Origin of the sequence: Arsenophonus endosymbiont of Apis mellifera (assembly GCF_903968575.1) — a bacterium.
GTDB classification, from domain to species: domain Bacteria; phylum Pseudomonadota; class Gammaproteobacteria; order Enterobacterales; family Enterobacteriaceae; genus Arsenophonus; species Arsenophonus apicola.
In genome coordinates this window covers 73,446-97,632 of the sequence record NZ_CAJCFU010000029.1, presented here as the reverse complement: position 1 = coordinate 97,632, position 24,187 = coordinate 73,446, and the positions used below count along the sequence as shown (strand labels likewise).

Below are 24,187 nucleotides of genomic sequence, written 5' to 3'. Positions count from 1 at the left end.
TAATAATATTGATATGTAATATGCTACCATCAAGGACGGTCGCTATACTAGATAAGTGCACAAATTGCACATATATTAATCATAATTATTTTAATAGCATCAATAGAATTATGGGCAGCGAAATGCTACCACCATATTTCGTCTCCCCACATAATCAGGAAGGTATAATGTCTGCACAACCTGTTGATATTCAAATTTTAGGACGAACATTAAGGGTTAATTGCCCAAAAGAACAACAAGATGCCTTAAAATCGTCGGCGGCTGAGCTTGAGCAACGGCTAAAAGATCTCAAAAATCGAACTGGCGTTACAAATACCGAACAACTTATTTTTATCGTCGCTTTGAACATTTGCCATGAACTTGCGCAAGAAAAAATCAAAACACAGGACTACACTGATAATATGGAACAAAAAATCCGCGTATTGCAACATACAATTGAACAGGCATTACAAGAGCAAGCGCGCATTACTGGACGAACAATTACTCCGTTAGAATAAAAAAGGTGAACAAAACAACATTAGTACCAAAATAGAGTAAGAATAGGTTGCTTTCTGTATTTACTTTAATACAATAGAGACTAAGATATAGTTTAGAATTCTCTGAGATGCTCGTCAGCGGGTGAGTCCCCTGAGCCGATATTTCAAACACTTCGAATGTGGATATCTGTTTATGGTGTGCATGCCTGGTCAGCTAGGGAGAACCTAGCCACCAGGAAGCCTAAAGTTAACGATGCTACGTTCACCTTGAACCCCGGGTTCAAGGGTTACAGCCCGCAACGGCATCTTGGAGGTCCTCAATTGTTATACTACTATACTCATAATTTTACCATCCAAATATACTAAACTTCCGTATACAAAACCTGAATGATACGACAATAAATGATCCTATTATTTTATTCGGCTAGATAGATAATCCCCAATTTTATGTCTAATAACTTACAAAAACGGCAGAAAATTATCCGGCAAACAGTACGACAATATCGTCGACAATTAACATGCGAACAACAACATAGTGCGGCAGATAAAATAACTCAGCTTGCGTTAGCGCACGAACTTATACGATCTGCCTCCCATCTGGGGTTATTTCTTTCATATGATGGCGAAATCAATACTGCTCCATTAATTAAAAATCTCTGGGCCCAAAACAAAAAAGTTTACCTACCGGTTTTACATCCCTTTAATCGCTATCAGTTACTGTTTCTACAATATCGTCCTGACACTTTACTGATAAAAAACCGCTTTAATATTGCAGAGCCAACCCTTAATGTTATGGATGTTATACCAATAGCGCAATTAGATGTTCTGTTTGTGCCATTAGTGGCATTTGATAAACAAGGCCAGCGGTTAGGTATGGGAGGTGGATTTTACGATAGGTTGCTATTCAATTGGCGCAAAAAAAATTTTTTCCCAATTGGATTAGCTCATGATTGCCAATTGGTTGATAAAATTCCCACTGCACCATGGGATATTCAATTACCTGAAATTATCACACCATCAAAAAGATGGTGCTGGTAAATAATTTAACAGGAATTATCCTCATATTATATCAAGATCATAATATGTTTTTTTATGATTAAATGGTTTTTATCGGCTGTTTTTTTCCCTTGATAATATTCTGTTGCAAAATAGCAATATTTTTTTCATAAGAATTACGATAAACATCATAATGGCCGTTACTTTTATTTAAATATATTCGTTTACCCTGATATTTATCCAAATCTTGTTTATGCTGTTGGATAAAATGCTTTATTTCATCCACAGACTGGCAATCGATAGTTAATTTTATTTTTTTATTAAAAATTTTTTTATGGTTAATAATTTCCAACTGGGTTGTTTGCGTTTTTTCATCTATCGCAATAAATTTTAATGATATTTTTTCATCAATTTTTATTTTGTTTTGATTATCAATAAGTTTAGCTAAAGCAATAATTGAGATTTCATTATTGTTAACCAAAAAACGATTTAACTGTCTTTCTTTTTGATGATCTTGTTGATGAGCTAGGTGACTCTTTTTAACAAAACTTCCCATGGCAAAAGTGAAATTTCCATCGGCTTGTTTTTCCACTGCATAGATAGAAGCAAGCTGATTAAAAAACTCAGTTAATTTTTGTTTATCGGTAAAATGATAAACCCCTGCATTTGAATCAAATAGAGTAAAAATGGGTTTATAATTCTCATCATTCTCAATTGTTAGCATCACTGAATGCGCTTTTAAGCCAATATTCAAATAAATACCATCAGAATTAGCATGGAATCTATCCAATATATCAGCAAAAGATTGTGAAGAAGCTTCTAGCAAACAATAGCGTTCTATTCCAGTTATATTATCGTATCCGATATTATAGTTAGACAGAAAAAATTCAATATCCTTAGAATATGAATTAATAACATTTGCTTTTGCCTGTTTAAATTTGAAAAGAATATCTTGTATAGATAAAATATTTTCTGCTGTACAAATACGCTGCCATTCTACATAAATGTCTCTATGCCATTTAAATTGAACCAATTCATTATTTTGATTAATACTTTCTGCATAAAATTTATCAATAAAACAATTAACATCGTTTCTATTGGTAAAATGCTTACTACCTATACAAATCTCCATAATATCTTTATTATTTTGATTAATGACTTGCCTTAAATTAACCAATTTTGTTGCATAAAGTAATGCATATTTATTAATGAAATTATGCAAATAAATTGCTTCGTTAAGTAAATCATTAATTTTTGCATTAGCATGTAGTTTTTTAGCTTCAATAATGATTTTGTCATAATCATCCATATCATGTGTAATGGCTAAATTACTTAGCTGATTTAATTCTTTAATTGATTCCAAGAATTTATCACCTTGCACATAGCCACCCTGTGCAAACTGGCACATATACATTAAAGACAAGCCATAACATATTCCTTCATCAATTTGAAACCGCTTATCAGTTAAATCTAATCTAAAATACTTCTTTTTCAATAGTGCTATTTTTTGATTAAAATCTTCAAAAATATGTTTATTTTGAGAAAAAATAACATCTGGATTTTTAATTCCATTAATTGACATAATAGCTTCCTTAAAATATATCCTTCCAAGTTAATTAGATGAAATTTTAAATAAATTCAAATTCGAATTAAACCAATAATAAATACTTTTTTATTATAAAATAGTACTAATTAGTTATATTTCATATTGCTAAATTAAATAAGTTAAATTAAATATATTAATAAAAACAAATAAAACCAGCCCGCTTTAACGGGCCGTCTATTAGAAAAATAAATAAGTATAATTTATTAATAAAGCAGACGTGTGCGAATAGTACCAGGTAAAGATTTTAATTTTTGTAATAAGGCTTTTGCTATTTTTTCCGGTTGACTTGTAATATCAATCACAACATAACCAATATTCCCCCTAGTTTGCAAATATTGTGCCGCTATATTAATTTCGTCTTCCATAAAGATCTGATTAATACGATTTAACATTCCTGGACGATTTTCATGAATATGTAATAAACGATTAGTCTCTTCTGTATGGATAGGTAATGAAACCTCAGGAAAATTGACCGCCGATAAAGTAGAGCCATTATCAGAATATTTTGCTAACTTACTAGCCACTTCATGACCAATATTCTCCTGTGCTTCTTGGGTAGAACCACCAATATGAGGCGTTAAAATTACATTATCAAATCCAATTAACGGCGAGCTAAAAGGATCACCATTACTGGCTGGTTCTTTAGGAAAGACATCAATTGCCGCACCAGAAATATGCTGACTTTTCAATGCCTCACTTAATGCCGGAATATCAACTACGCTACCACGTGAAGCATTGATCAAAATCGCGCCGGGTTTCATCAACGTCAGTTGTTCTTTGGCAAACATATTCTTAGTAGTTGCTGTTTCAGGAACATGTAAGCTAATTACATCACTCATATTGAGTAATTCGGTCATAGTAGGAACTTGGCAAGCGTTACCTAGCGGTAACTTATTTTCAATATCATAGAAATAAACATGCATTCCTATATTTTCAGCTAAGATACCTAATTGAGTACCAATATGACCATAACCAATGATACCTAATTTCTTACCTCGTGCTTCGTAGCTTCCTTTGGCTTGTTTATTCCATATTCCACGATGCGCTTTCATACTCGCTTCTGGAATACGACGCAAAAGTAATAATAATTCGCCAAGTACCATTTCTGCCACTGAGCGAGTGTTGGAAAAAGGAGCATTAAAAACCGGGATGCCCCGCTTAGCCGCAGCTTGAATATCAACTTGATTGGTACCAATGCAAAAGCAACCGATTGCAATTAATTTTTCCGCTGCGGCCAAAACTTTTTCGCTAAGATAAGTGCGAGAGCGAATACCGATAAAATGGACATCAGGCATCACTGCGATTAATTCTTCTGTTGATAATGCACCTTCATGGTATTCAATATTTTCATAACCTGCTGCCCGCAGATTATTAATTGCACTTTGATGCACTCCCTCTAAAAGCAAAAATTTAATTTTCTGTTTTTGTAAAGATACATTAACCATCTACCCCATCCTATCATTAAGATTGCGGCTATCACCGATTTTTCATACCGCCATAACAAAAATTTTTTCAGTAGCAACACTATCGTTTATGCAAACAACAAAACTCATCTCAATAAAAACGCTATAACGAACAAAGAGGAAACTAACCAGGCAAAAGTAAGATTTTCATCATATTAAAACAATTATAATGATATAACTCACTAAATTTGATAGTAAAAAAATTTAAATTTAATCGAGGCAATAAATACTGCCTCAATAACCGTTCAGGGTTTTAAAAACCAGCAAACTATAGGTTTTTAGCCGTCAATTTTTCTACTCCAGTTGGCGTTGCCAGCAAAACAATATCCGCCGCGCGATTAGCAAATAAGCCTACCGTAACAACACCGGCAATTGCATTAATTTTATTTTCTAGCTCAATTGGATCGAGGATCTTTAGATTGTGAACATCAAGAATAACATTACCATTATCCGTAACCACATTTTGCCGATATTCTGGCAGACCACCTAATTTTACTAATTGACGAGCGACGTAAGCACGTGCCATCGGAATTACTTCAACGGGTAATGGAAATTCACCTAAAATATCAACCTGCTTAGATTTATCCGCGATAGCGATAAATTGCTTAGCCATTGCAGCAATAACTTTTTCACGCGTTAAAGCCGCTCCACCACCTTTGATCATCATTAAATCTGGATTAAATTCATCAGCGCCATCAATATAAATATCAACACCATCCACATCATTACTATCAAGAATGGGAATATCTAACGCGCTTAATTTGTCTGTAGAAGCAACTGAACTAGAGACTGCACCTTTGATTAAATGCTTTTGTGTCGCTAAGCTATCAATGAAATGTGCAACGGTAGAGCCTGTACCAACACCAACCACCATATCGGCTTTGATATATTCCACAGCGGCCCAGCCAACCATTTTTTTTAATTCATCCTGTGTCATAATTAGTTGCCTTATTATTTTTTATTGCTAAAACCTACTAATTAATTAGTATAACGAAATTTCCCCGGCTTTCGATTGGAAAAATATTGCATAGTAAGATATAGAATAACATCTGAATTGAATTTTAAAGAGATTTTTTCGTGATTAAACGTCCTGACTATCGAGCACTACAAGCATTGGATACCGTGATCCGTGAACGTGGCTTTGAGCGCGCAGCGCAAAAGCTATGTATCACTCAATCTGCCGTTTCTCAAAGAATTAAGCAGCTTGAAAATCTATTTGGTCAGCCATTATTGGTAAGAACGCTCCCTCCTCAACCGACTGAGCAAGGACAAAAACTACTTGCTCTGTTACATCAAGTTGAATTATTGGAAGAGCAATGGCTTGGTGACGAAAGCAGTGGAGCTACTCCGTTGTTGCTATCAGTGGCAGTAAATGCTGATAGTTTAGCAACCTGGTTTCTGCCCGCGCTCAATCCAGTACTACATGACACGCCTATCCGCCTTAATATTCAAGTCGAAGATGAAACCCGGACGCAGGAGCTGTTACGTAGAGGAGAAGTCGTTGGCGCGATTAGTATTCAATCAGAACCTTTGCCTGGCTGTCTGGTAGATAAACTGGGTGCACTAGATTATTTATTTGTTGCGTCGCCCACATTTGCGGAGCGTTATTTCCCTACCGGCGTGACAAAAAGCGCACTTTTAAGAGCGCCGGCTGTTGCCTTTGATCATCTGGATGATATGCATCAAGCTTTTGTTCAACAGAATTTTAACCTATCGCCGGGTAGTGTTCCTTGCCATATTGTTAACTCATCAGAGGCCTTTGTTCAACTTGCTAAGCAAGGTTCAACTTGTTGTATGATCCCGCATTTACAAATTATTAATGAATTGAACTCAGGTCAACTAGTCGATCTTACTCCCGGTCTATGTCAGCGTAGAATGCTATACTGGCACCGCTTTTCACCCGAAAGCAGGACAATGAAGAAAGTGACTGACGCCCTAGTAATAACCGGACGCCAGATATTAAAACAAGAAGATAATAATGTAGAAAACAATAATTAACGTTTCAATTCAAAAACAACGTCAATTTGATCGGTAAAGTCAATACTCTGTCGTTCATAAGTTTGATTGCTATCACTGGCAGCGGCAGCCTCCATTTGCGTCATCGCCTTCATTTTTGGCATTGGGTGAGGGGTTGCATCACGTGTCCGGTAATTAATACTATAATCTTTACCTAATTTAACATTAAATCCTGCTGCTAACGCCTTCGTTTGCACATTGTCAATGCCTAATTACATACTTTATACTAATTTGAACACCTACTTTGAGTTAAATATTTCAGAGATAGAGCATCAGTTAAATTCTATTTCAATGAAAAACTTAAATTTTAATAGTTTTTCTTTTATTTATTATATGAGCTATTTTTATTTATTGTTAAACTAGCTAGTAAATTATTTCAATAAAAAAATTAAAATTAATTAAAAATTATTGTAATATAATAAATATACTTAATTTAAATAATAAATTATTATGTTTAATATTAGTAAAAAATATTTAATCATACTGTACAAAAAAATTAATTTATATTTTATTATAATTAATCAAAAAATAGTAAAAAGCAAAGAAAGTATTTCTTTGCTTTAATCATATTATAAAAAGAGTTAATTTTATTTAATAATTATACTGCGATGTCACAAAAATATTTTGCTCATCGCCATTGTTAATAAAATCAATCAAATTTAATGATGCTCTGTCTTTTCCTTTATTAAAAGCTGATAGCTTATCGATCAAGATATTTATGCTATCACTATCCAGATATTTACCATTATTTATTCCTCCATAAACTTTTATTTTATCATCATTTGCCACTGCATTTTTAATAGTAATACTAGATTTGTTATCTCTTGATTTAATAAAATAATCTTGTTGGTTATCTGTTATATATAATCGTATATTATCATCAGAAAAATAGTGATCAAAATTTTGAATGTAAATCGTATCTGTACCACCAGCATGATTAATAGTTACATGCCCAACTTGATGATTATTAAATATTGCATTGTTCCCTTTACCACCATTAATCTCATCATATCCATTAGTAGTAATAATAGTATCATCACCTATACCACTATTAACAATATCATTCCCTTCACCTGGTAAAATAATATTATTATCCTTTGCGGTAGCAACAATATCATCCCCTATTCCAGTATCAATAATATTATTGCCATTTATCACTGTCACCATATCATCTCCAGGGCCAGCTTTAATTATATTATCGCGTCCACTTAAATCAGTAATAATATCATCACCTGCCATAGTATCTAATCGATTTTCATTCAAGCGATAACCAACTGGCAACTCAATTATATCATGACCCGACGTAGGTTCTTTAATTACAGTCATTGGAACAATTTTATTTTCGCCCTTTTTTAATGACATCATAAAACGTTGCTGATTTTTATCCTGTAGCAGGATATTTATAATTTCATTGTCAGGCATATCCTTAAAAACAATATTAGCAATTTTGCCAACTTTATCTTTATGAATAAGACAATTACCCTCAAACTCAAAATCATAGCCACTATATTCTAGTATTGTAATAATAATCTTATCTTTACTATCCAAACTATTTTTTACTTTGCTAAAATCAAAAATGATATCTTCATTAAGAGTAAAAGTAGTATCAACGTCAGGCAAATTTTTTAATGTCATGCTCTTAATAAGATAGAAGTCATTACCTTTTGAAACATAAATATAATACTGTGGAGCCAAAGCAATAATCTGATCATCGTTATCCCCAATAATAGTCATCCCATTTGATGTTAAAAATTTTGCCATGACTTTAATACCAGTAGGCATTTTATAGATATCTTTGCTAAAAACCTTAAAACTATTGTGCGCAAAATTAACTTCAACATCATTGGTATAGACATTTCCTTCATTGGGATATTTTGGTCTGACATATGCAGCTTTAAAATATTCAGTTGGATTTTTATTTTTATCTTTTTTTGAAACTAATATAGGTGATAGTAAAAAGCTATTTTGACATTTCACATTATATTCATGATTAGTAAAATAGTTGCCTTTTTCATCCTGCGCATAAACGTTTTTTAATCTTATTGCGATATGGCTTATTATGTTATTTTTAATAAATTTGGCGTTATTGATAATCTCAATTTCAATAACAATATCGTTGCCCGATCTGGAAACTGATTTTATTTCATTAATATCATAATCCAGGTAAACCACACTCTGTTGATTAGTATTTCGATAACTGTCATCAATGACAATATGTGCATTATAAGAATAGCCATTGTTAAAACGAAACGTTGAATTGGTCGCAGATGCAGATGCAATTTGTTCACTACTGCTCGTATCAGCAAAAACAAAAGCGCCTTTTATTGGATCCCAATGCTGATATTTCAAATTATCATCAGCAAATATCTCAATATGATCTTGCCAGTTATAGCGCTTAATGCGATAAACATCATGACCTTCACCACCATCAGCAATACCTTGAGTTAAAATTAAAGTATCATTACCTTTACCGCCATACAATCTATCATTACCCAGGTTACCATCTAAAACATTATCCCGCGCATCACCAACAATAATATCGGCACTATTAGCTACTACGGTTACATTTTCCATGTTTTTGATGGTAGCAAGCAACTGCGATTGCATAAATGAAGAGGATTTTTCATTATCATAACTATTAACAGCATACTGGTGATCATCAATTATCCAGATCTTTTCTTGTTCTAAATTGATCAATACACCATCCTGTCTGGTAAATCTATCCTTATCAACCCCCTGTAAATTAGTACTATTTTTTTCTGTATCAACATTAGAATTAGATTTAATTACAGGTAATTGATTAATAATTATAGAATTACTACCTGCATGTCCATCTAAATAACGAGTCTCATTCGGATAATGTGCATCAAACTTTAATATGAAAGTGTCATTTTTTTCGCCACCGATAAAGATTTTATTACCGTTATAGATCTCAAATCTATTTTTATACTGTTTAAAACCAACAATGGTATCATTACCATTGGCCGTGTTAAAAATAATACCCCCATTCTCTCCTGGCACTGACAACTGATATAGTAGCTGATTTCTATCAACTGGAATGGATTTAACTTCTTCATGATCGGTTAAATAAATAAATTGCGTATTTTTTTCAATATAAGAATAAATTGATTCTATTTTTTTTCCTGCCAGATAAAAATCTAAATCCTTTCTTTCTGGATCAAATATAAAAGTTTCATTGCTTGTTGAACTCATTACTGGGGCATAATTTTTTATTACAACAGATTCAGCTAAATATTTATCAGGATATGCCGTGGTAATTCTACTAGCTTGATCTTCGGTAAATCGGTATTTTGGATAAGTAAAGAAAGAATTATCTAAAGATTTATAGTCTATAATGCCCGCCAAAAAGGACATATCAAGGTAATTGTAATTTTCTGTTGCTTGTTCATGGGCAGAAACTTGTATTTTAGAACCATTTAATTTTTCAAGGGTTAATACTTTTGCTTGCTCCTTAGTTGTCAAACACAAACCTGATTCAATATCCCGTATATTAAACAGCGGCACTTCTGCCATTTGATAACGCTCTTTTACATACAGAGCTCGGCCATATCCTTCTGTACGAAAAATGCTAATTTGGTTCTTAATGCGTTGTAATAGTGACTCCTGGTAACCTTCTTCTTCATTATAGGCTTGTAACTTGTTAAGAACACTGGCGGGTGGTTGTTCACCAAAAGCGGTGCTAATTCCTGTCGCAAACACTTCCCATCCTGTAAGCTTGACCTTTTCTTCAATACGTTCAACAGCTCAAATGCCATTATAAATCATGCCACCAACCATTAATCCAGCTCCTACAGCAATGCCTATTGGCCCGGCAGCAGAAGAACCGGCTAAAAGAGCAACCGAAACAGTGATACTGACCGCTGCACTTACGACCGCAAGTGCTCCATTAACGATCAAATCTTGTCGCACCTCTGGATCAGTTTCGGTCGATAATTGGTGTAATGACTGATAAGCACTGTAAATATCAAATCCGGCCGACAAAGCATTTAATACTGATGTTGCGCGGCCGGCAAATTTGGCCGCAATCTCTGTTGAATCAGTTATTTTAGTTACTGATTTAAAGATGATAGGTTGCAAGATATCGGTACCAAAATTGGCCGCTGCAGCTCCATATGCCAACGCAAGTTGCCGCCTAATTTCCACTTTTTGCTCATCGGATAAACGCGGATCCTGTAATTGATCTGCCGCCCGGTTAGTTAAAATCCAAAGTTGAGCAATCCCTATAGCTTGTGAACCATAGCCCACTTTACTCATTATTCGTGCATAACGAGGCAACTTAAAGCTGGTATTATTCATTTCATGCCACATTGCAGCATCAATTACTTCACCTTTAACATAGCGATCAACATAGCCTAATTGCTGTTTTACCATCCCTACATCAGCCAACTGCGCTCGCGTTGTGAGCAGGTTATCTTGCCCTTTTTGATTGATTAGTGATTTAATTAATTTAATAAATTGCAGATCATCATGACTACCATCAAGTAGCATCAAGTGATGGCTTAACATAGCGGCGTCAAACGTCAATCGCTCAGGCCAGTCTGGCAATGATTGAATATGTCTGACTGATAGAGATTGGCCATCAATTTGTGCTCCAGCCCGTATTAATAATGGCAAGCTAATCTCAATATTATTTATTTTAACCAAATAAGTGTTAGTATCTAGCTTGGGGGGAGTGAATTGCCAAAAAACTTGTGTTTTTTCAACTGCCTGATGATCAAGTGTTAATTCATAGATGTCAAAGAGATAATCACCATTAATGTTTTCAATCATCAAATCAGCTTTCCGCTCTTTGTTCTCATTAAGGTATCGGGTCTCTTTATCTAAATACGTTTGAAATACAAGGAAAAAATCCTTTTGGGCTTGTTTGCGTTTACCACTACTAATAACAAGCTCACCAGCTTTCGGATCATAAAGCTGATATTGAAAAATATTATCTTGCCGCTTAATCACAACAGTAAAAGCATGCTCACCTGACTGCAAATAGTAAGCGCCATCCAATGCTTGCATTAACCAGTTTTTTAGTGATTGATTTTCAATCCGTGCAATATAATTAATCTTTTGCAGGTGGCTGATCGCAGCGTCAAACTCGGTTAAAAATTGCTGATCTTGAATACTAAGCTCACTTTTGCTACTAAGCTCAAGCAAAGCCTGTTGGTATGCTAATATTTTAATAAATTGTGCTTGCTTCCCTTGCTGACATGCTATGACATAAAGAGCACCCAAGGCTTGTTCAATACCCAGGCTATTAGCATTTATCTTATCCAAATAATATCCATGACTAACCGCAGATAGGGTTGCCTCACTCTGCGAACATTGTGCTGATTTAGTTAAACTGACTATATTATCCAAAACCCGTTGGCGCCAAGTAGAACTCTTCATCAAAGCTTGTTTTAATGAAAGTCCATCAAACTCACTGCCAATTTTTAAACCAAAAAACTCCTGTAATTGAGTTTGGATAAATTCAATATATTCTGGATTTGCTAGTGCCTGCATTAAATAAATTGTATCCAGTTCATTATTACTGGATGAAAAATATTGTCCTAATAGATAGCGACTATGATCGCTTAAATAGCGAACAGCATAGGGATTTGCCTGTAATTCACCAACCAGAAAAGATAATTCTGCCGATTGCTGATTTAAGGATAAACTTTTTTCCGCAATAAAAAGGGCCTTCCAGCGTAACCGAGCATCATTAGCATGATAATCACCATGAGCAAAATACTGGTTAACCTTGATACTTAACAACGGATCATAAATTGTTTGCTTAAGTTTCTTAATATTAAGTTTACCCTGCCGATCAGCAAAACTAGACAGTAATATTGCAGGATTTTCAGCAGTAATTTCTGCTAGCGTTATTTTCCCTGTTACAATATCGAGTAACATTGCCTTAATTGGTGGTTCCCCATTAATCATCAATTTTTGCGTTGTGCTATCAAGCTGAAAAGTGTTTTTTTGCTGATCATGATAATCATCCAGGAAAATACCAAGTTCAGAATCTGACGACATAAATTCTGATTTTAGTGGGTAAATTGAAACCGAAGAATTTAACCCTTTTTCCGCCAATTTTTGGCATAAACGAACAGCTACATACTGAGGATCATAAATAGCAGTATTTTCTCTTTTGCCATTATCATTAACTAGTTTGATCTCGCTTGGCACTTTAAGCGGGTATTTTTGCCGTAAAGCCAGTAATGATTGTGATAAAGTATCAGGATCCAATAACGGCAACTCATTGCCATCTAAAATCGTCCAACTGTGATTGCCGATCAATGTTAAACGTGACAAATCGCCATATTCAATAAATGACTGTTTATTTTTAACATCATACTGAATAATAATGGTATTTTCCGGTCTAAATATGGCATATAATTGCGCTTTAGTCAGATTCTGTTTATCACTAGTTAGACGAATAATGATATTCAATTTATCATTATGCTGATGAGAAAAATTTAATTTATTTTCATTAATATAATTTTTATTTACTGTCTTCCATATTGGCGCTTCATCAATGCCGTTATTAATCATTTCACTCGTTATTTTATTATAAAAATTCTCATAATCATTGTAGTCTGACTCATTAATTGCATTTTTAAATAAATCATAAGCTCGTTGGTCATAGGCAATTTTTTTGATTAGATCAATATTTAATTCTCCAGTTAGATCAGAAAATAATGGGGTCAATAATGGCTGATTATCAGTAATAAATCGTTCAAAGGAGACTTTGTCCGCCTGCAAATCATGCAATAAAGATAAAATGGCGGGCTTACCGTTAATTGTGATACTGTCTGTTGCGTGGTGATATTGATAGGTTTTTTTATAAATTCGGGCAGGCAGAAATTTATTACTTTCACTATTGATATAACCAATCCGTTTACCATGGTTATCAATAAATAAATCATTAGTATAAGCAATGATATTAGCATCAAGCGCATTTTTATTGAGTAATTGGGTCATATTAAAAGCAAAGTCTTCTTTTGCTGTTCCTGCAGCTAATTCACAACCCATTAGCACAATTTTAGCCGGCGTTTGTTTTAGTGCTAAATCATTCTTTAACCATTGCAATCCATCAACAACGGCCTTTGGTGAGAGTTGAGCAAATTGAGAAACTTGTCCATTGCCTCGATAATTTCCGTGACCAACAACTATCCAACGTGTCTTACCTGCTGGCAGTAAATTTTCGTGGTGACCATAAGCAAGTCGTCTTTTCTTTGCCGCAATATCAAATTGCCATAAAATGGTTTTTTCCGGATGTTTAGCAATTAAACCCGCAACTACCTGGTCAAGAATATTATCAGATTGAATTTGAATAATAATCGTTCGTTCATATTCCAAATATAAGTTGTTCTGTTCACTATTATTAGTTATCAACTCCGACTGTATTATCGGCAGCCCCCACTTATCAAAATCAATATTCCGATTATTATCGCCATTCATTCTTGGCGCCCGACTAAGTATTTCATAGCTTTGAGTAGTGCTATCTGGCACTACTTTATAAGCAGGCGTTGGCAATGTGTCATAAATATCATTTATATTAGCCGAAAGATCAAAATCATCCGGTAACCGGTAAACCTGAATATTATCTTTATCAAAACGAGTAAATAAATTTCGATGGGACAATGCAAATAAATTATCTTGTTCCTTATTGACCAAGTAAATTATTGTTCTTATATCAATTTGGTCAGTGCTCATAATAATTTTTTTATTTTCATATTCAATATTTGATTTTTTTTCTATTGAAAATGTGACTGTATTATTATATTGATTCAACAGTAAAAATTTTATTTCTGCACCATCATTAGTTGGAATAATATTTCTCTGACTGATTATATTATTGAGAACCATTAAGCTAATATTATCTTTTGGTGGTGTCAAATCAATTAATTTGTCACTAAACGCGCTAACTTTAACAAAAGGAATTACACATATTCTTGGGTTATCTATTTTTGCTATATTCCATTGATACTTTTCGCTAGTATATTTACTAAATTCAATAATAAAATTTTTTGCCTCAGCAAGATCATTAAATAGATATAATCCTTTATTACAATCAAAGAACGTTATATTTTTCTCATTATTACTCGGATTTACGGTAACCGTTAACACCATAGCATGATTATTCGTATATATTTCATAAAACACATCTTGATGATCGTTTTCAATACGTGAAAATAATCTATCAATATCTATAGAATGTCTGTGATAAATAGTGGAGTTTTTTGGCTTTACATAAACAATTCCACGATTTTTCAGATAATTAATTTCATCATCTACATAAATCTTATAAATTTTAATTTTAGCTTCTTCAATTGCTAATTGTATTTCGGCAATAGATTTTTTATCGGATTCCGTAAAATTTTTTTTTGCTATTAAGAAAATATCTATAAACCATCTCTCTTTAACTAATTCAGGCTTTTTAATTGTTTCATCTTTATAAATCCGCTTAATTATTTTATGCGCATTGACAGCAGCAGGATCCTCTTTAGTACGTATATAGTTTTTTACTTCTGGAATAACATAACCCCTCAATAAATTTATGTTATTAGCATAAGTATGTTCATTAAGGATATCAAAAAACACTTTATCTAAAATAACGTTTGCATATCGCCTTTCCGCTTCTATTTGATAACGTTCAATAATCCCGGCATTAATAGGAATTTCTCTATTGGCCATTTTAATTAAACGATAAAATTTAATAAAAAACATCGCTGAGTTTTGTTGCCCATTTTGAGCAATATGTGTCATATAATAACGTGTTAATCCCAAACATATACCATCGTATATTATTTTTTTCCTTTCATTACTAGTGCGTAGGAAGAATTTATTACTATTATAATCTAACCATTTTTTTGCAAACTTAAGAATTATTTCTTTTTGGTTGAAATCAATATCCCCACGTTTTATTTGATTCACCGGCATAATAAATTACCTGTTGTTAATAATCATTTTTGATTTAAATTAACACATAATATTAATAATATATAAATAACATTTTAAATATTTTTAGTAAAAAAGTTTTATTATTTATAACAATTAACTTATCTTAAATTACAAAAAATATTAAAGGTTTATTCACCTATGTTGCTTAAAAATATAAATAATAATCATTATAAATATTATCTAACTATTTTAATATCAGCATATATTCATTCTATTAATTAATAGCAGAATAAAATCCCATTTCAAACCATAATAAAAGTATAATTTTTTTTGGCTAATAAAAAGAATGATAAAAAAGAGTAAATATATAATAGATATAAATATGTATTATCTAATTATAAGTATATTGATGATAATTGATGATAATTGATGATAATTGATGATATAAAAAATATAATTATATTAATCTTAGACACTAGCTATATTTGAAATATTTACTTATAATTTTTTAATAATATTATTAATATTTCATCAAAGCTTAATAACGAATTTGTCTTCTGGTTATCATATTGTTCTATAACAATCAGAAAAAGGTATACTTAATATTAATAATGAAGCTAAAGTCTTTAGCTAAAGTTTTAACCTCAAGGATATAAGTACTAATTGCTACTTCTCAATTTTTACAATCCATTTTTTTGTTAGCTGATATATCCTGTCTGCTTGCCTTAAAAAATTTCATCCTTATGACAATAAGCTCAGTTTAGCAATCAGAGATAATGAACTTAATATAGTTTGGCTAAATAAAATACGACTATCTTTATCATTCATATTTTTATCGAAAGCCTGACGCCCGAGTAAAAACCGGACGCCAGATATTAAAACAAGACAACAATAATTGTAGAAAACAACAATTAACGTTTCAATTCAAAAACAACGTCAATTTGATCGGTAAAATCAATACTCTGCTGTTCATAAGTTTGATTGCTATCACTGGCAGCGGCAGCCACCATTTGCGTCATCGCCTTCATTCTTGGCATTGGGTAAGGGGTTGCATCAGGTGCCCGGTAATTAATACTATAAACTTTACCTAATTTAACATTAAATCCAGTTGCTAACGCTTCTGCTTGCGCTTTAGCATTATCAATTGCTCTATTACGTGCTTCATCGCGATAATGTTTAGGATCCTTAACGCCAAATTGCACCGCATTGATTTCATTTAAACCGGCCGCTAAAGCACCATCCAATAACGGATTTAGCTGATCCAGTTTATATACTTTAACTTCTACTGAACGTTCTGCAGTATAACCAATTATTTTAGATTTTTCTGCTGCTTTATCATATTCATATTTCGGTTGAGTGGTGATATTTGCCGCATTGATATCGCTACTCGCTATCCCTTTATTGTTGAGAAAATCAAAATATTCTTTGACACGTTTATCAACTGCCGCTTTAGCTGATGCAGCATTTTTTTCAGTTACAGCAACATTAATTAATAAGGTTACCATATCTGGTGTGGCTTTTATCGTTGCATTGCCTGAGGTCACAATGTGTGGCCCATTAGGTAAGGAATTAGCTTGAGCAAGTAATGGTAATGAACTCACTGACATCATCGCTAAAAATATAATCGAACTAAGCTTCACGAGACCTCCTGCACATAATTAATCAACTCTAGATAGACTATTTGCTAGCCAATAATCGTTTATTCTTAACATAATAGAATATTAAAAAGCATAATGGTTAGATTAATCATAATGAATAATTTAAATCAACGCGAACTAATGCCGGTCAATAAATAGAACGATAGATTCCTAACTAATAAAAATATTGGTGTGAAACGAATCCGCACCAATAGGATTGGTTAGCCGTTTTTGCTTTGATATAAATGAACATCCATTTGTGGAAAAGGTATACCTATATTATGTGCATCTAACTGTTTTTTAAAATTCTCCATTAAGTCCCAATAAACATTCCATGCATCAGCGTTAGTCGTCCAAACACGTACGACAAAATTAAGCGAAGAAGGTGCCATTTCATGTAAACGAATAGTAACCCCTTTATCATGCTGAATACGTTCATCTGCCGCAATAACATCGCCTAACACTTTTTTAACAATGTCAATATCCGCATTATAAGCGACACCTACCATTATTTGCGTACGCCGATTTGGCTCACGAGAGGTGTTAATGATATTGTCATTAATTACTTTGCTATTGGGTATGACAACAATGCGATCATCGGCAGTACGTAATGAAGTTGAGAAAATCTGTACATGCTCCACGGTTCCTTCCACCGAGCCTAAAATGACATATTCCCCTGCGCGTAATGGCCTAAAAATAACCAATAGTACTCCAGCTGCGAAATTAGATAATGAGCCCTGTAAAGCTAAACCAATCGCTAAACCGGCAGCACCTAAAACAGCAATGACAGAGGCGGTTTGCACGCCTAACTTACTTAATACTGCGATTAAGGTAAATGCTATAATGCCATAACGAACAATTGCTGATAAAAAATCTCTGACCGTCTTGTCTATACCGCGTAAGGACATTAATCGATTAGTAATATGACTGATCCATCTAGCAACAATCAAACCAGCAAATAAGATAACTAATGCAAAAACAATATTTACCGCATACTGAATTAATAGATCCTGGTGATTAACAAACCAACTCTTTGCCTGATCGATCGTTTCAACCACACCATTTTCATTCATCTCAATCCCCTCTAGAAAATAAACAATCACTAATCATATATCAAAAACTGCATTATCTTAGACATGAAATTAACACAATAAATAACAGTTTTGCCATCGCTTATTCGATGCTATTTGATAAGATAAAGTTACGATAGTTTTCCAGCATGTTAATAAAATCATCTAAACCACAAAAAGCAATACTTTCATTATCGTAATAACACATTCCATCTTCTAAATCTTCCGTTTGAAAATGTAACTGGTTAGCTCGGATCATAATTTCCTTATCATCCATAAACAATGTATATTCACGCCCAATTTTTTTCCATTGCCGACCACTACCTTTTATAGAATGATAACCCGTCTGGATCTGTTCTAACTGATATAAATCACCGTTAATTTCCTCATTTAACCAATAACCAATTGCTTCATGATCCATTGAAAATCGAGCAATGACATTGCCTGTGACATTCTGCTAAAATTCATAATCCATATCGCATCTCCATCCTTTTACTCTAGTGCGACTTTAACTCGTCATTTAACCGCTCAAAATATTATCATTACAATAAAAATACTTTATTTTTTCGACAATATAAATACGAAGTTATTTATAGAAAGATTCACTTAAAAATTGACGATTAGTAAGCAATAACCTGTTACCAATAACTAGGCTCGGCTTAGCTTATTCTATACCACAGTGCGATATTTAAGAGAATTTATAACCATGTTTCGTTGTAGCTATACTTCTTAATGTGTAAGCTTTAATTAAGTGTGCAAAAACTGTTTCTTCGTGAAATGGCTGAATGACTATCATTTACTATATGGAATATATCATTTTATAAAAGGATCTAAATTATGGATACAAAAGAAATTAATGATAGATTATATAAAGTTATAAATGAAGTATATATAAACGAGGCCTATAAGGATGGTAAAATTAATAATGAAGAGATTCAGAATATTCGTGACATAGCGGATCTTGTTTTTGAAAAACTCATCATTGAAGCAGTTAACAGTGGTAAAAATAACGCTATAACAGCATTCCAGAAATCATGTGATGTAACGGTTCAATTAATGCAAGATTCTTTTTTCATATTGAAAAAAGAAAATCTTAACAGCTGTCAAAAAGATTTGGTTAAAACTGCATTTAATGCGCAACTTACTTATATAAAAGCTAATTTCGATCGCTTTTTTAATTCACTTTAACAAATCTAATTCAGTGTTGCTTGGAAAATAAGTAACTACATAAATAATAGATATAAAGCTTAAAGCAGGTATAAAACTTTAGATAACAGACAGAATAATCTAAACCTTATACCCTATTTCTAATTACTGACAGCAAGAAATAAGGGTATAACAAAAGTCATTGTTTTAAACTGCAGACTGAAAAATTATCTTGTCTGCTTTATCTGTATATTGAGGTAGTAAGTCAAAATTTAAATATTGATAAATATTTTGGCTGTTATTACCCACACCATTAATAAATTGCAAATACTCTTCCACTGTTGGCAAATAGCCCAATAATGAAGCCACTGCAGCAAGTTCTGCTGATGCAAGAAAAACTTTAGCTCCAGCTCCTAATCGATTGGGGAAATTACGGGTAGAGGTTGAAACCACCGTTGCACCATCCATTACACGCGCCTGATTTCCCATACAGAGTGAACAACCAGGAATTTCAATTCGTGCGCCACTTTTACCAAAAATATGATAATAACCCTCTTCGACTAGCTTAGCCGCATCCATTTTCGTCGGCGGAGCAATCCATAAACAAGTGGGAATTTGCCCTTTATATTGTTGCAAAAGCTCACCTGCAGCACGAAAATGACCAATATTAGTCATACAAGAGCCAATGAAAACCTCATCAATTTTTTCATGTGCCACTGAAGATAATAAACGTGCATCATCAGGATCATTCGGCGCACATAAAATGGGCTCGATTATTTCATTTAAATTTATTTCAATGATAGCCGCATAATCTGCATCGGCATCTGCGGTTAATAATTGCGGATCAGCCAACCATTTATTCATTGAATTAATGCGACGTTCAAGAGTACGGCGATCACCATATCCCTCAGCAATCATCCATTTCAATAATACAATATTAGATTGTAAATATTCGATAATCGGTTGTTTATCTAATTTGATAGTACAGCCCGCTGCTGATCGTTCCGCCGAGGCATCTGCTAATTCAAACGCTTGTTCAACTTTTAATTGTGGTAAACCTTCAAATTCCAGGATCCTGCCAGAAAAAATATTTTTTTTACCTTGCTTTTCGACTGTTAATAATCCTTGCCCAATAGCATAGTAAGGGATCGCATGAACTAAATCGCGTAATGTGATACCCGGCTGCATTTGACCTTTAAAGCGGACTAATACCGATTCAGGCATATCTAAAGGCATAACCCCAGTCGCCGCAGCAAAAGCAACTAATCCAGAACCTGCAGGAAATGAAATACCGATAGGAAAACGCGTATGTGAATCACCACCTGTTCCCACGGTATCTGGCAGTAACATGCGATTTAACCAAGAATGAATAATGCCATCGCCGGGACGCAAAGAAACCCCACCACGATCCATAACAAAATCGGGTAAAGTATCATGCGTTGTCACATCGATAGGTTTTGGATAAGCAGCAGTATGACAAAATGACTGCATAACTAAATCGGCTGAAAAACCTAAACAAGCTAAATCTTTAAGTTCATCTCGTGTCATTGGCCCAGTAGTGTCCTGCGAGCCAACCGACGTCATCTTAGGTTCACAGTATTCGCCAGGACGAATTCCAGGCTTATTACAAGCACGACCAACCATTTTTTGTGCCAGGGTAAATCCTCGATCACTTTGTATAACTGATTTAGCCTGACGAAATACTTCGCTAATAGACAAGTCCAAAGACTCTCGCGCTTTTGCTGTCAGTCCGCGGCCAATAATTAGTGCAATCCGCCCGCCAGCTCGAACTTCATCAAGTAAAACATCGGTTTTTAACGCAAAGGTTGCTAATAACGCATTAGTGGTATGACAGCGAATTTCTCCTTTATAGGGATAAATATCAATTACATCTCCCATATTTAGTGAAGTCACATCAACTTCAATCGGCAGAGCACCCGCATCTTGCATGGTATTAAAAAATATTGGTGCAATTTTTCCTCCCAAAACAACGCCGCCATTACGTTTATTAGGTACAAAAGGAATATCTTTGCCCATAAACCATATTACTGAGTTGGCTGCTGATTTTCGCGAAGATCCTGTACCGACAACGTCACCAACATAAGCTAATGGAAAACCTTTTTTGCTCAATGTTTCAATCTGTTTGATAGGCCCAACGACGCCAAGCTCATCAGGTGTAATTCCCTCACGGGCATTTTTGAGCATGGCTTGTGCGTGTAGTGGAATATCTGGTCGTGACCAGGCATCAGGTGCCGGTGATAAATCATCAGTATTCGTTTCCCCCGTTACCTTAAAAACAGTTACAGTCAATTTCTCTGCTAATGCGGGTCGCTCAAGAAACCATTCGGCATTTGCCCATGAGCCTATAACTTGACGCGCATATGGATTGCCCATGTTTGCTTTTTCTTCTACATCATAGAAGTTATCAAACATTAATAAAGTATGGGATAAGGCTGTGGCTGCTATTGGAGCCAATTGTTTATCATCCAATGCATCAATTAATGGGTGAATATTATAACCACCCTGCATAGTACCTAATAATTCTATCGCTTTTGTTGGCGTCAGTAAGGGGGAATATATTTTTCCTTTGGCGATAGCAGTTAAGAAGTCAGCTTTAACATAAGCAGCTTCATCAACACCAGGAGGAATACGATTACTTAACAGATCTAATAGAAAAATTTTTTCAGTTTCAGGCGGGTTTTTTATTAATTCAACTAATTTAGCGACTTGGGTAGCATTCAGGGGCTTAGGTATTATTCCTTGTGCCGCACGTTCTGCTACGTGCTCACGGTACTCTTTTAGCACGACGTTCTCCTCAATTGATTCTAATTTATATACCTGGCTATCTACATTCCAAATAAAAAATGAAGTACCTGGTCAGAGGAATTGGCTTAACATAATTTTACTTTTATCAATTATGCCCAGTATGGAACATCCAGAATAACAGAATTTAATTATACTGTTAATTTATTTACATAACTCCAACATTCATCAGGATCAATATATTGATGCCGTTTTATCCTAATTTATCACTATTTTATGTAAAAAAATTTATCCATTAATAGCAAAAATAGTTTATTTTTTTAGTAATTTGTAATAACAAGTGAATGATTAAATAACAGACATTTCAATTAAACAAATTATTATTCTTACTTTTCCATTAAAAAATAGCTCCCGTATTTAAAACAAATAAAGGAGCTAGTAACAAGTCGAGGGATCCTTATAACAAATTTATTTTATTAGAATAAAAATAAATTATTTTTTCTTCGCTTTAGGATTAGGTAAATCAGTAATACTTCCTTCAAATACTTCGGCTGCCATACCAATTGACTCATATAATGTAGGGTGAGCATGAATGGTCAAAGCAATATCTTCTGCATCACAACCCATTTCAATCGCTAGACCAATTTCACCGAGTAATTCGCCTCCATTAACACCGACAACCGCTCCACCAATAACACGGTGAGTTTCTTTATCAAAAATAAGCTTGGTCATACCCTCTGAACAATCAGATGCGATAGCACGACCAGAAGCAGCCCATGGGAAAGAGGCCACTTCATAACTAATACCTTTTTCTTTAGCTTCTTTTTCCGTCAAACCAACCCAGGCAACCTCAGGCTCAGTATAAGCAATTGAAGGGATAACTTTTGGATCAAAATAGTGTTTCAAACCAGAGATCACCTCAGCCGCCACATGACCTTCATGGACACCTTTATGAGCCAACATTGGTTGGCCAACAATGTCACCAATCGCATAAATATGGGGCACATTAGTACGCATCTGTTTGTCTGTGGGGATAAAACCGCGATCATCCACTTCTACTCCCGCTTTACCCGCATCAATTAATTTGCCATTGGGTACACGACCAATTGCCACTAAAACAGCATCATAACGTTGTGGTTTCGCCGGCGCCTTCTTGCCTTCCATTGTGACATAAATACCATCTTTTTTAGCTTCAACCGCAGTCACTTTAGTCTCAAGCATTAAATTAAACTTCTTACTTATCTGTTTAGTAAAAAGCTTAACAATATCTTTATCTGCAGCAGGGATAACCTGATCGAACATTTCCACAACATCAATTTCCGATCCTAATGCATGATAAACAGTAGCCATTTCTAAACCAATGATACCGCCGCCCATAACTAACATACGTTTGGGCACTTTTTTTAGTTGCAGAGCATCAGTAGAGTCCCACACTCGCGGATCATCATGTGGAATAAATGGAAGCTGGATCGGACGTGAACCTGCTGCAATAATGGCAATGTCAAAGTTTATTGTCGTTACTTCTTTTTCACCTTCAACGACCAAGGTATTAGCGCCGGTAAATTTACCTAAGCCATTAACAACTTTAACTTTACGGCCTTTTGCCATTCCTGCTAGACCCGTTGTTAATTGACCAATCACTTTTTCTTTCCACAACCTTACTTTATCGATATCGGTTTTCGGTTCACCAAATACGATCCCATGTGCCGCCAAGGCCTTGGCTTCTTCAATAACTTTTGCAACATGTAATAATGCTTTAGAAGGAATACAACCAACATTGAGACAAACACCGCCTAATGTTGCATAACGCTCGACTAAAACTGTTTCTAAACCCAGATCTGCACAGCGAAAAGCTGCTGAATAACCCGCAGGGCCCGCACCTAGAACCACTACTTGGGTTTTAATTTCAGTACTCATCATGACCTCTTACTTTTGTTGTCCGGCGGGTCAGACGAAAAAATTTATAACCACCGAGACGTGTGTACTACAGGCAGTTTACAGAATTGTTAACATTCTTGAAAGCACTCGAACGTGACAGAACTCTCAACCTATAGGATGAAATAGAAAAAATTCTGTAACTACTAATAATAAAATAGACCGACATTCTGCCGGTCTA

The 24,187-nt window shown here is 34.2% G+C and carries 14 protein-coding genes, 1 other RNA gene and 1 pseudogene; 5 read left to right on the top strand and 11 right to left on the bottom strand.

The genetic code is table 11. The annotated features are described in order from the left end of the window. The first annotated feature begins 167 nt into the window (after positions 1–167). The 3 genes from zapA (at position 168) to H1X92_RS02870 (ending at position 1,514) form a co-directional block, all read left to right on the top strand. Positions 168–497 (top strand): cell division protein ZapA, encoded by a 330-nt coding sequence (zapA, locus tag H1X92_RS02880; RefSeq protein ID WP_026821802.1) that lies wholly within the window; start codon positions 168–170, stop codon positions 495–497. Positions 498–593: 96 nt separating this feature from the next. After that, positions 594–794: non-coding RNA, 6S RNA (gene ssrS, locus H1X92_RS02875), on the top strand. A gap of 129 nt (positions 795–923) precedes the next feature. Next, positions 924–1,514, top strand: a complete 591-nt coding sequence (locus H1X92_RS02870; RefSeq protein ID WP_180558757.1) for a 5-formyltetrahydrofolate cyclo-ligase — start codon at positions 924–926, stop codon at positions 1,512–1,514. 58 nt (positions 1,515–1,572) lie between these two features. Here H1X92_RS02870 and H1X92_RS02865 read toward each other — a convergent pair whose 3' ends face one another. From H1X92_RS02865 to rpiA, 3 genes are all read right to left on the bottom strand, one after another. Further along, entirely contained in the window at positions 1,573–3,054 is a 1,482-nt protein-coding gene (locus H1X92_RS02865) for a hypothetical protein (RefSeq protein ID WP_180558756.1), read from the bottom strand. Between the two features lie 227 nt (positions 3,055–3,281). Further along, the gene (gene serA, locus H1X92_RS02860; RefSeq protein WP_180558755.1) at positions 3,282–4,523 is read right to left on the bottom strand and encodes a phosphoglycerate dehydrogenase; all 1,242 of its coding nucleotides are present in this window, start codon (positions 4,521–4,523) and stop codon (positions 3,282–3,284) included. Positions 4,524–4,809: 286 nt separating this feature from the next. Then, on the bottom strand, positions 4,810–5,478 hold the full coding sequence (gene rpiA, locus H1X92_RS02855) for a ribose-5-phosphate isomerase RpiA (RefSeq protein WP_180558754.1): 669 nt from the start codon (positions 5,476–5,478) through the stop codon (positions 4,810–4,812). 143 nt (positions 5,479–5,621) lie between these two features. Between rpiA and H1X92_RS02850 the strand changes: the two genes are divergently transcribed. Beyond that, a complete protein-coding gene (locus tag H1X92_RS02850) occupies positions 5,622–6,539 on the top strand; it encodes a LysR family transcriptional regulator ArgP (RefSeq protein WP_180558841.1) in 918 nt (305 codons plus the stop codon). On the opposite strand, the gene H1X92_RS02845 is transcribed toward H1X92_RS02850, so the two are convergent. From H1X92_RS02845 to H1X92_RS02820, 6 genes and pseudogenes are all read right to left on the bottom strand, one after another. Further along, complete coding sequence (locus tag H1X92_RS02845; protein WP_180558753.1) at positions 6,536–6,754, bottom strand: SIMPL domain-containing protein; 219 nt, start codon at positions 6,752–6,754, stop codon at positions 6,536–6,538. The two genes, H1X92_RS02850 and H1X92_RS02845, sit on opposite strands and share 4 nt — an antisense overlap. A gap of 394 nt (positions 6,755–7,148) precedes the next feature. Further along, on the bottom strand, positions 7,149–10,277 hold the full coding sequence (locus H1X92_RS02840) for a calcium-binding protein (RefSeq protein WP_180558752.1): 3,129 nt from the start codon (positions 10,275–10,277) through the stop codon (positions 7,149–7,151). A gap of 45 nt (positions 10,278–10,322) precedes the next feature. After that, on the bottom strand, positions 10,323–15,494 hold the full coding sequence (locus H1X92_RS02835; protein ID WP_180558751.1) for a C80 family cysteine peptidase: 5,172 nt from the start codon (positions 15,492–15,494) through the stop codon (positions 10,323–10,325). An 872-nt stretch (positions 15,495–16,366) separates the two neighbouring features. Beyond that, positions 16,367–17,095 carry an oxidative stress defense protein gene (locus tag H1X92_RS02830; RefSeq protein ID WP_180558750.1) on the bottom strand — a complete coding sequence of 243 codons (729 nt, stop codon included), beginning with the start codon at positions 17,093–17,095 and terminating at the stop codon, positions 16,367–16,369. A 218-nt stretch (positions 17,096–17,313) separates the two neighbouring features. Beyond that, on the bottom strand, positions 17,314–18,165 hold the full coding sequence (mscS, locus tag H1X92_RS02825; protein WP_180558749.1) for a small-conductance mechanosensitive channel MscS: 852 nt from the start codon (positions 18,163–18,165) through the stop codon (positions 17,314–17,316). Between the two features lie 100 nt (positions 18,166–18,265). After that, positions 18,266–18,637 (bottom strand): annotated as a pseudogene (locus H1X92_RS02820) (YacL family protein). Positions 18,638–18,999: 362 nt separating this feature from the next. On the opposite strand from H1X92_RS02820, the gene H1X92_RS02815 reads away from it, so the two are divergent. Beyond that, positions 19,000–19,350, top strand: a complete 351-nt coding sequence (locus H1X92_RS02815; RefSeq protein WP_180558748.1) for a hypothetical protein — start codon at positions 19,000–19,002, stop codon at positions 19,348–19,350. Positions 19,351–19,515: 165 nt separating this feature from the next. Here H1X92_RS02815 and acnB read toward each other — a convergent pair whose 3' ends face one another. After that, the gene (acnB, locus tag H1X92_RS02810) at positions 19,516–22,113 is read right to left on the bottom strand and encodes a bifunctional aconitate hydratase 2/2-methylisocitrate dehydratase (RefSeq protein ID WP_180558747.1); all 2,598 of its coding nucleotides are present in this window, start codon (positions 22,111–22,113) and stop codon (positions 19,516–19,518) included. Between the two features lie 450 nt (positions 22,114–22,563). After that, positions 22,564–23,988: a dihydrolipoyl dehydrogenase gene (gene lpdA / locus H1X92_RS02805; RefSeq protein ID WP_180558840.1), complete on the bottom strand. Its 1,425-nt coding sequence runs from the start codon at positions 23,986–23,988 to the stop codon at positions 22,564–22,566. Positions 23,989–24,187 lie beyond the last annotated feature (199 nt).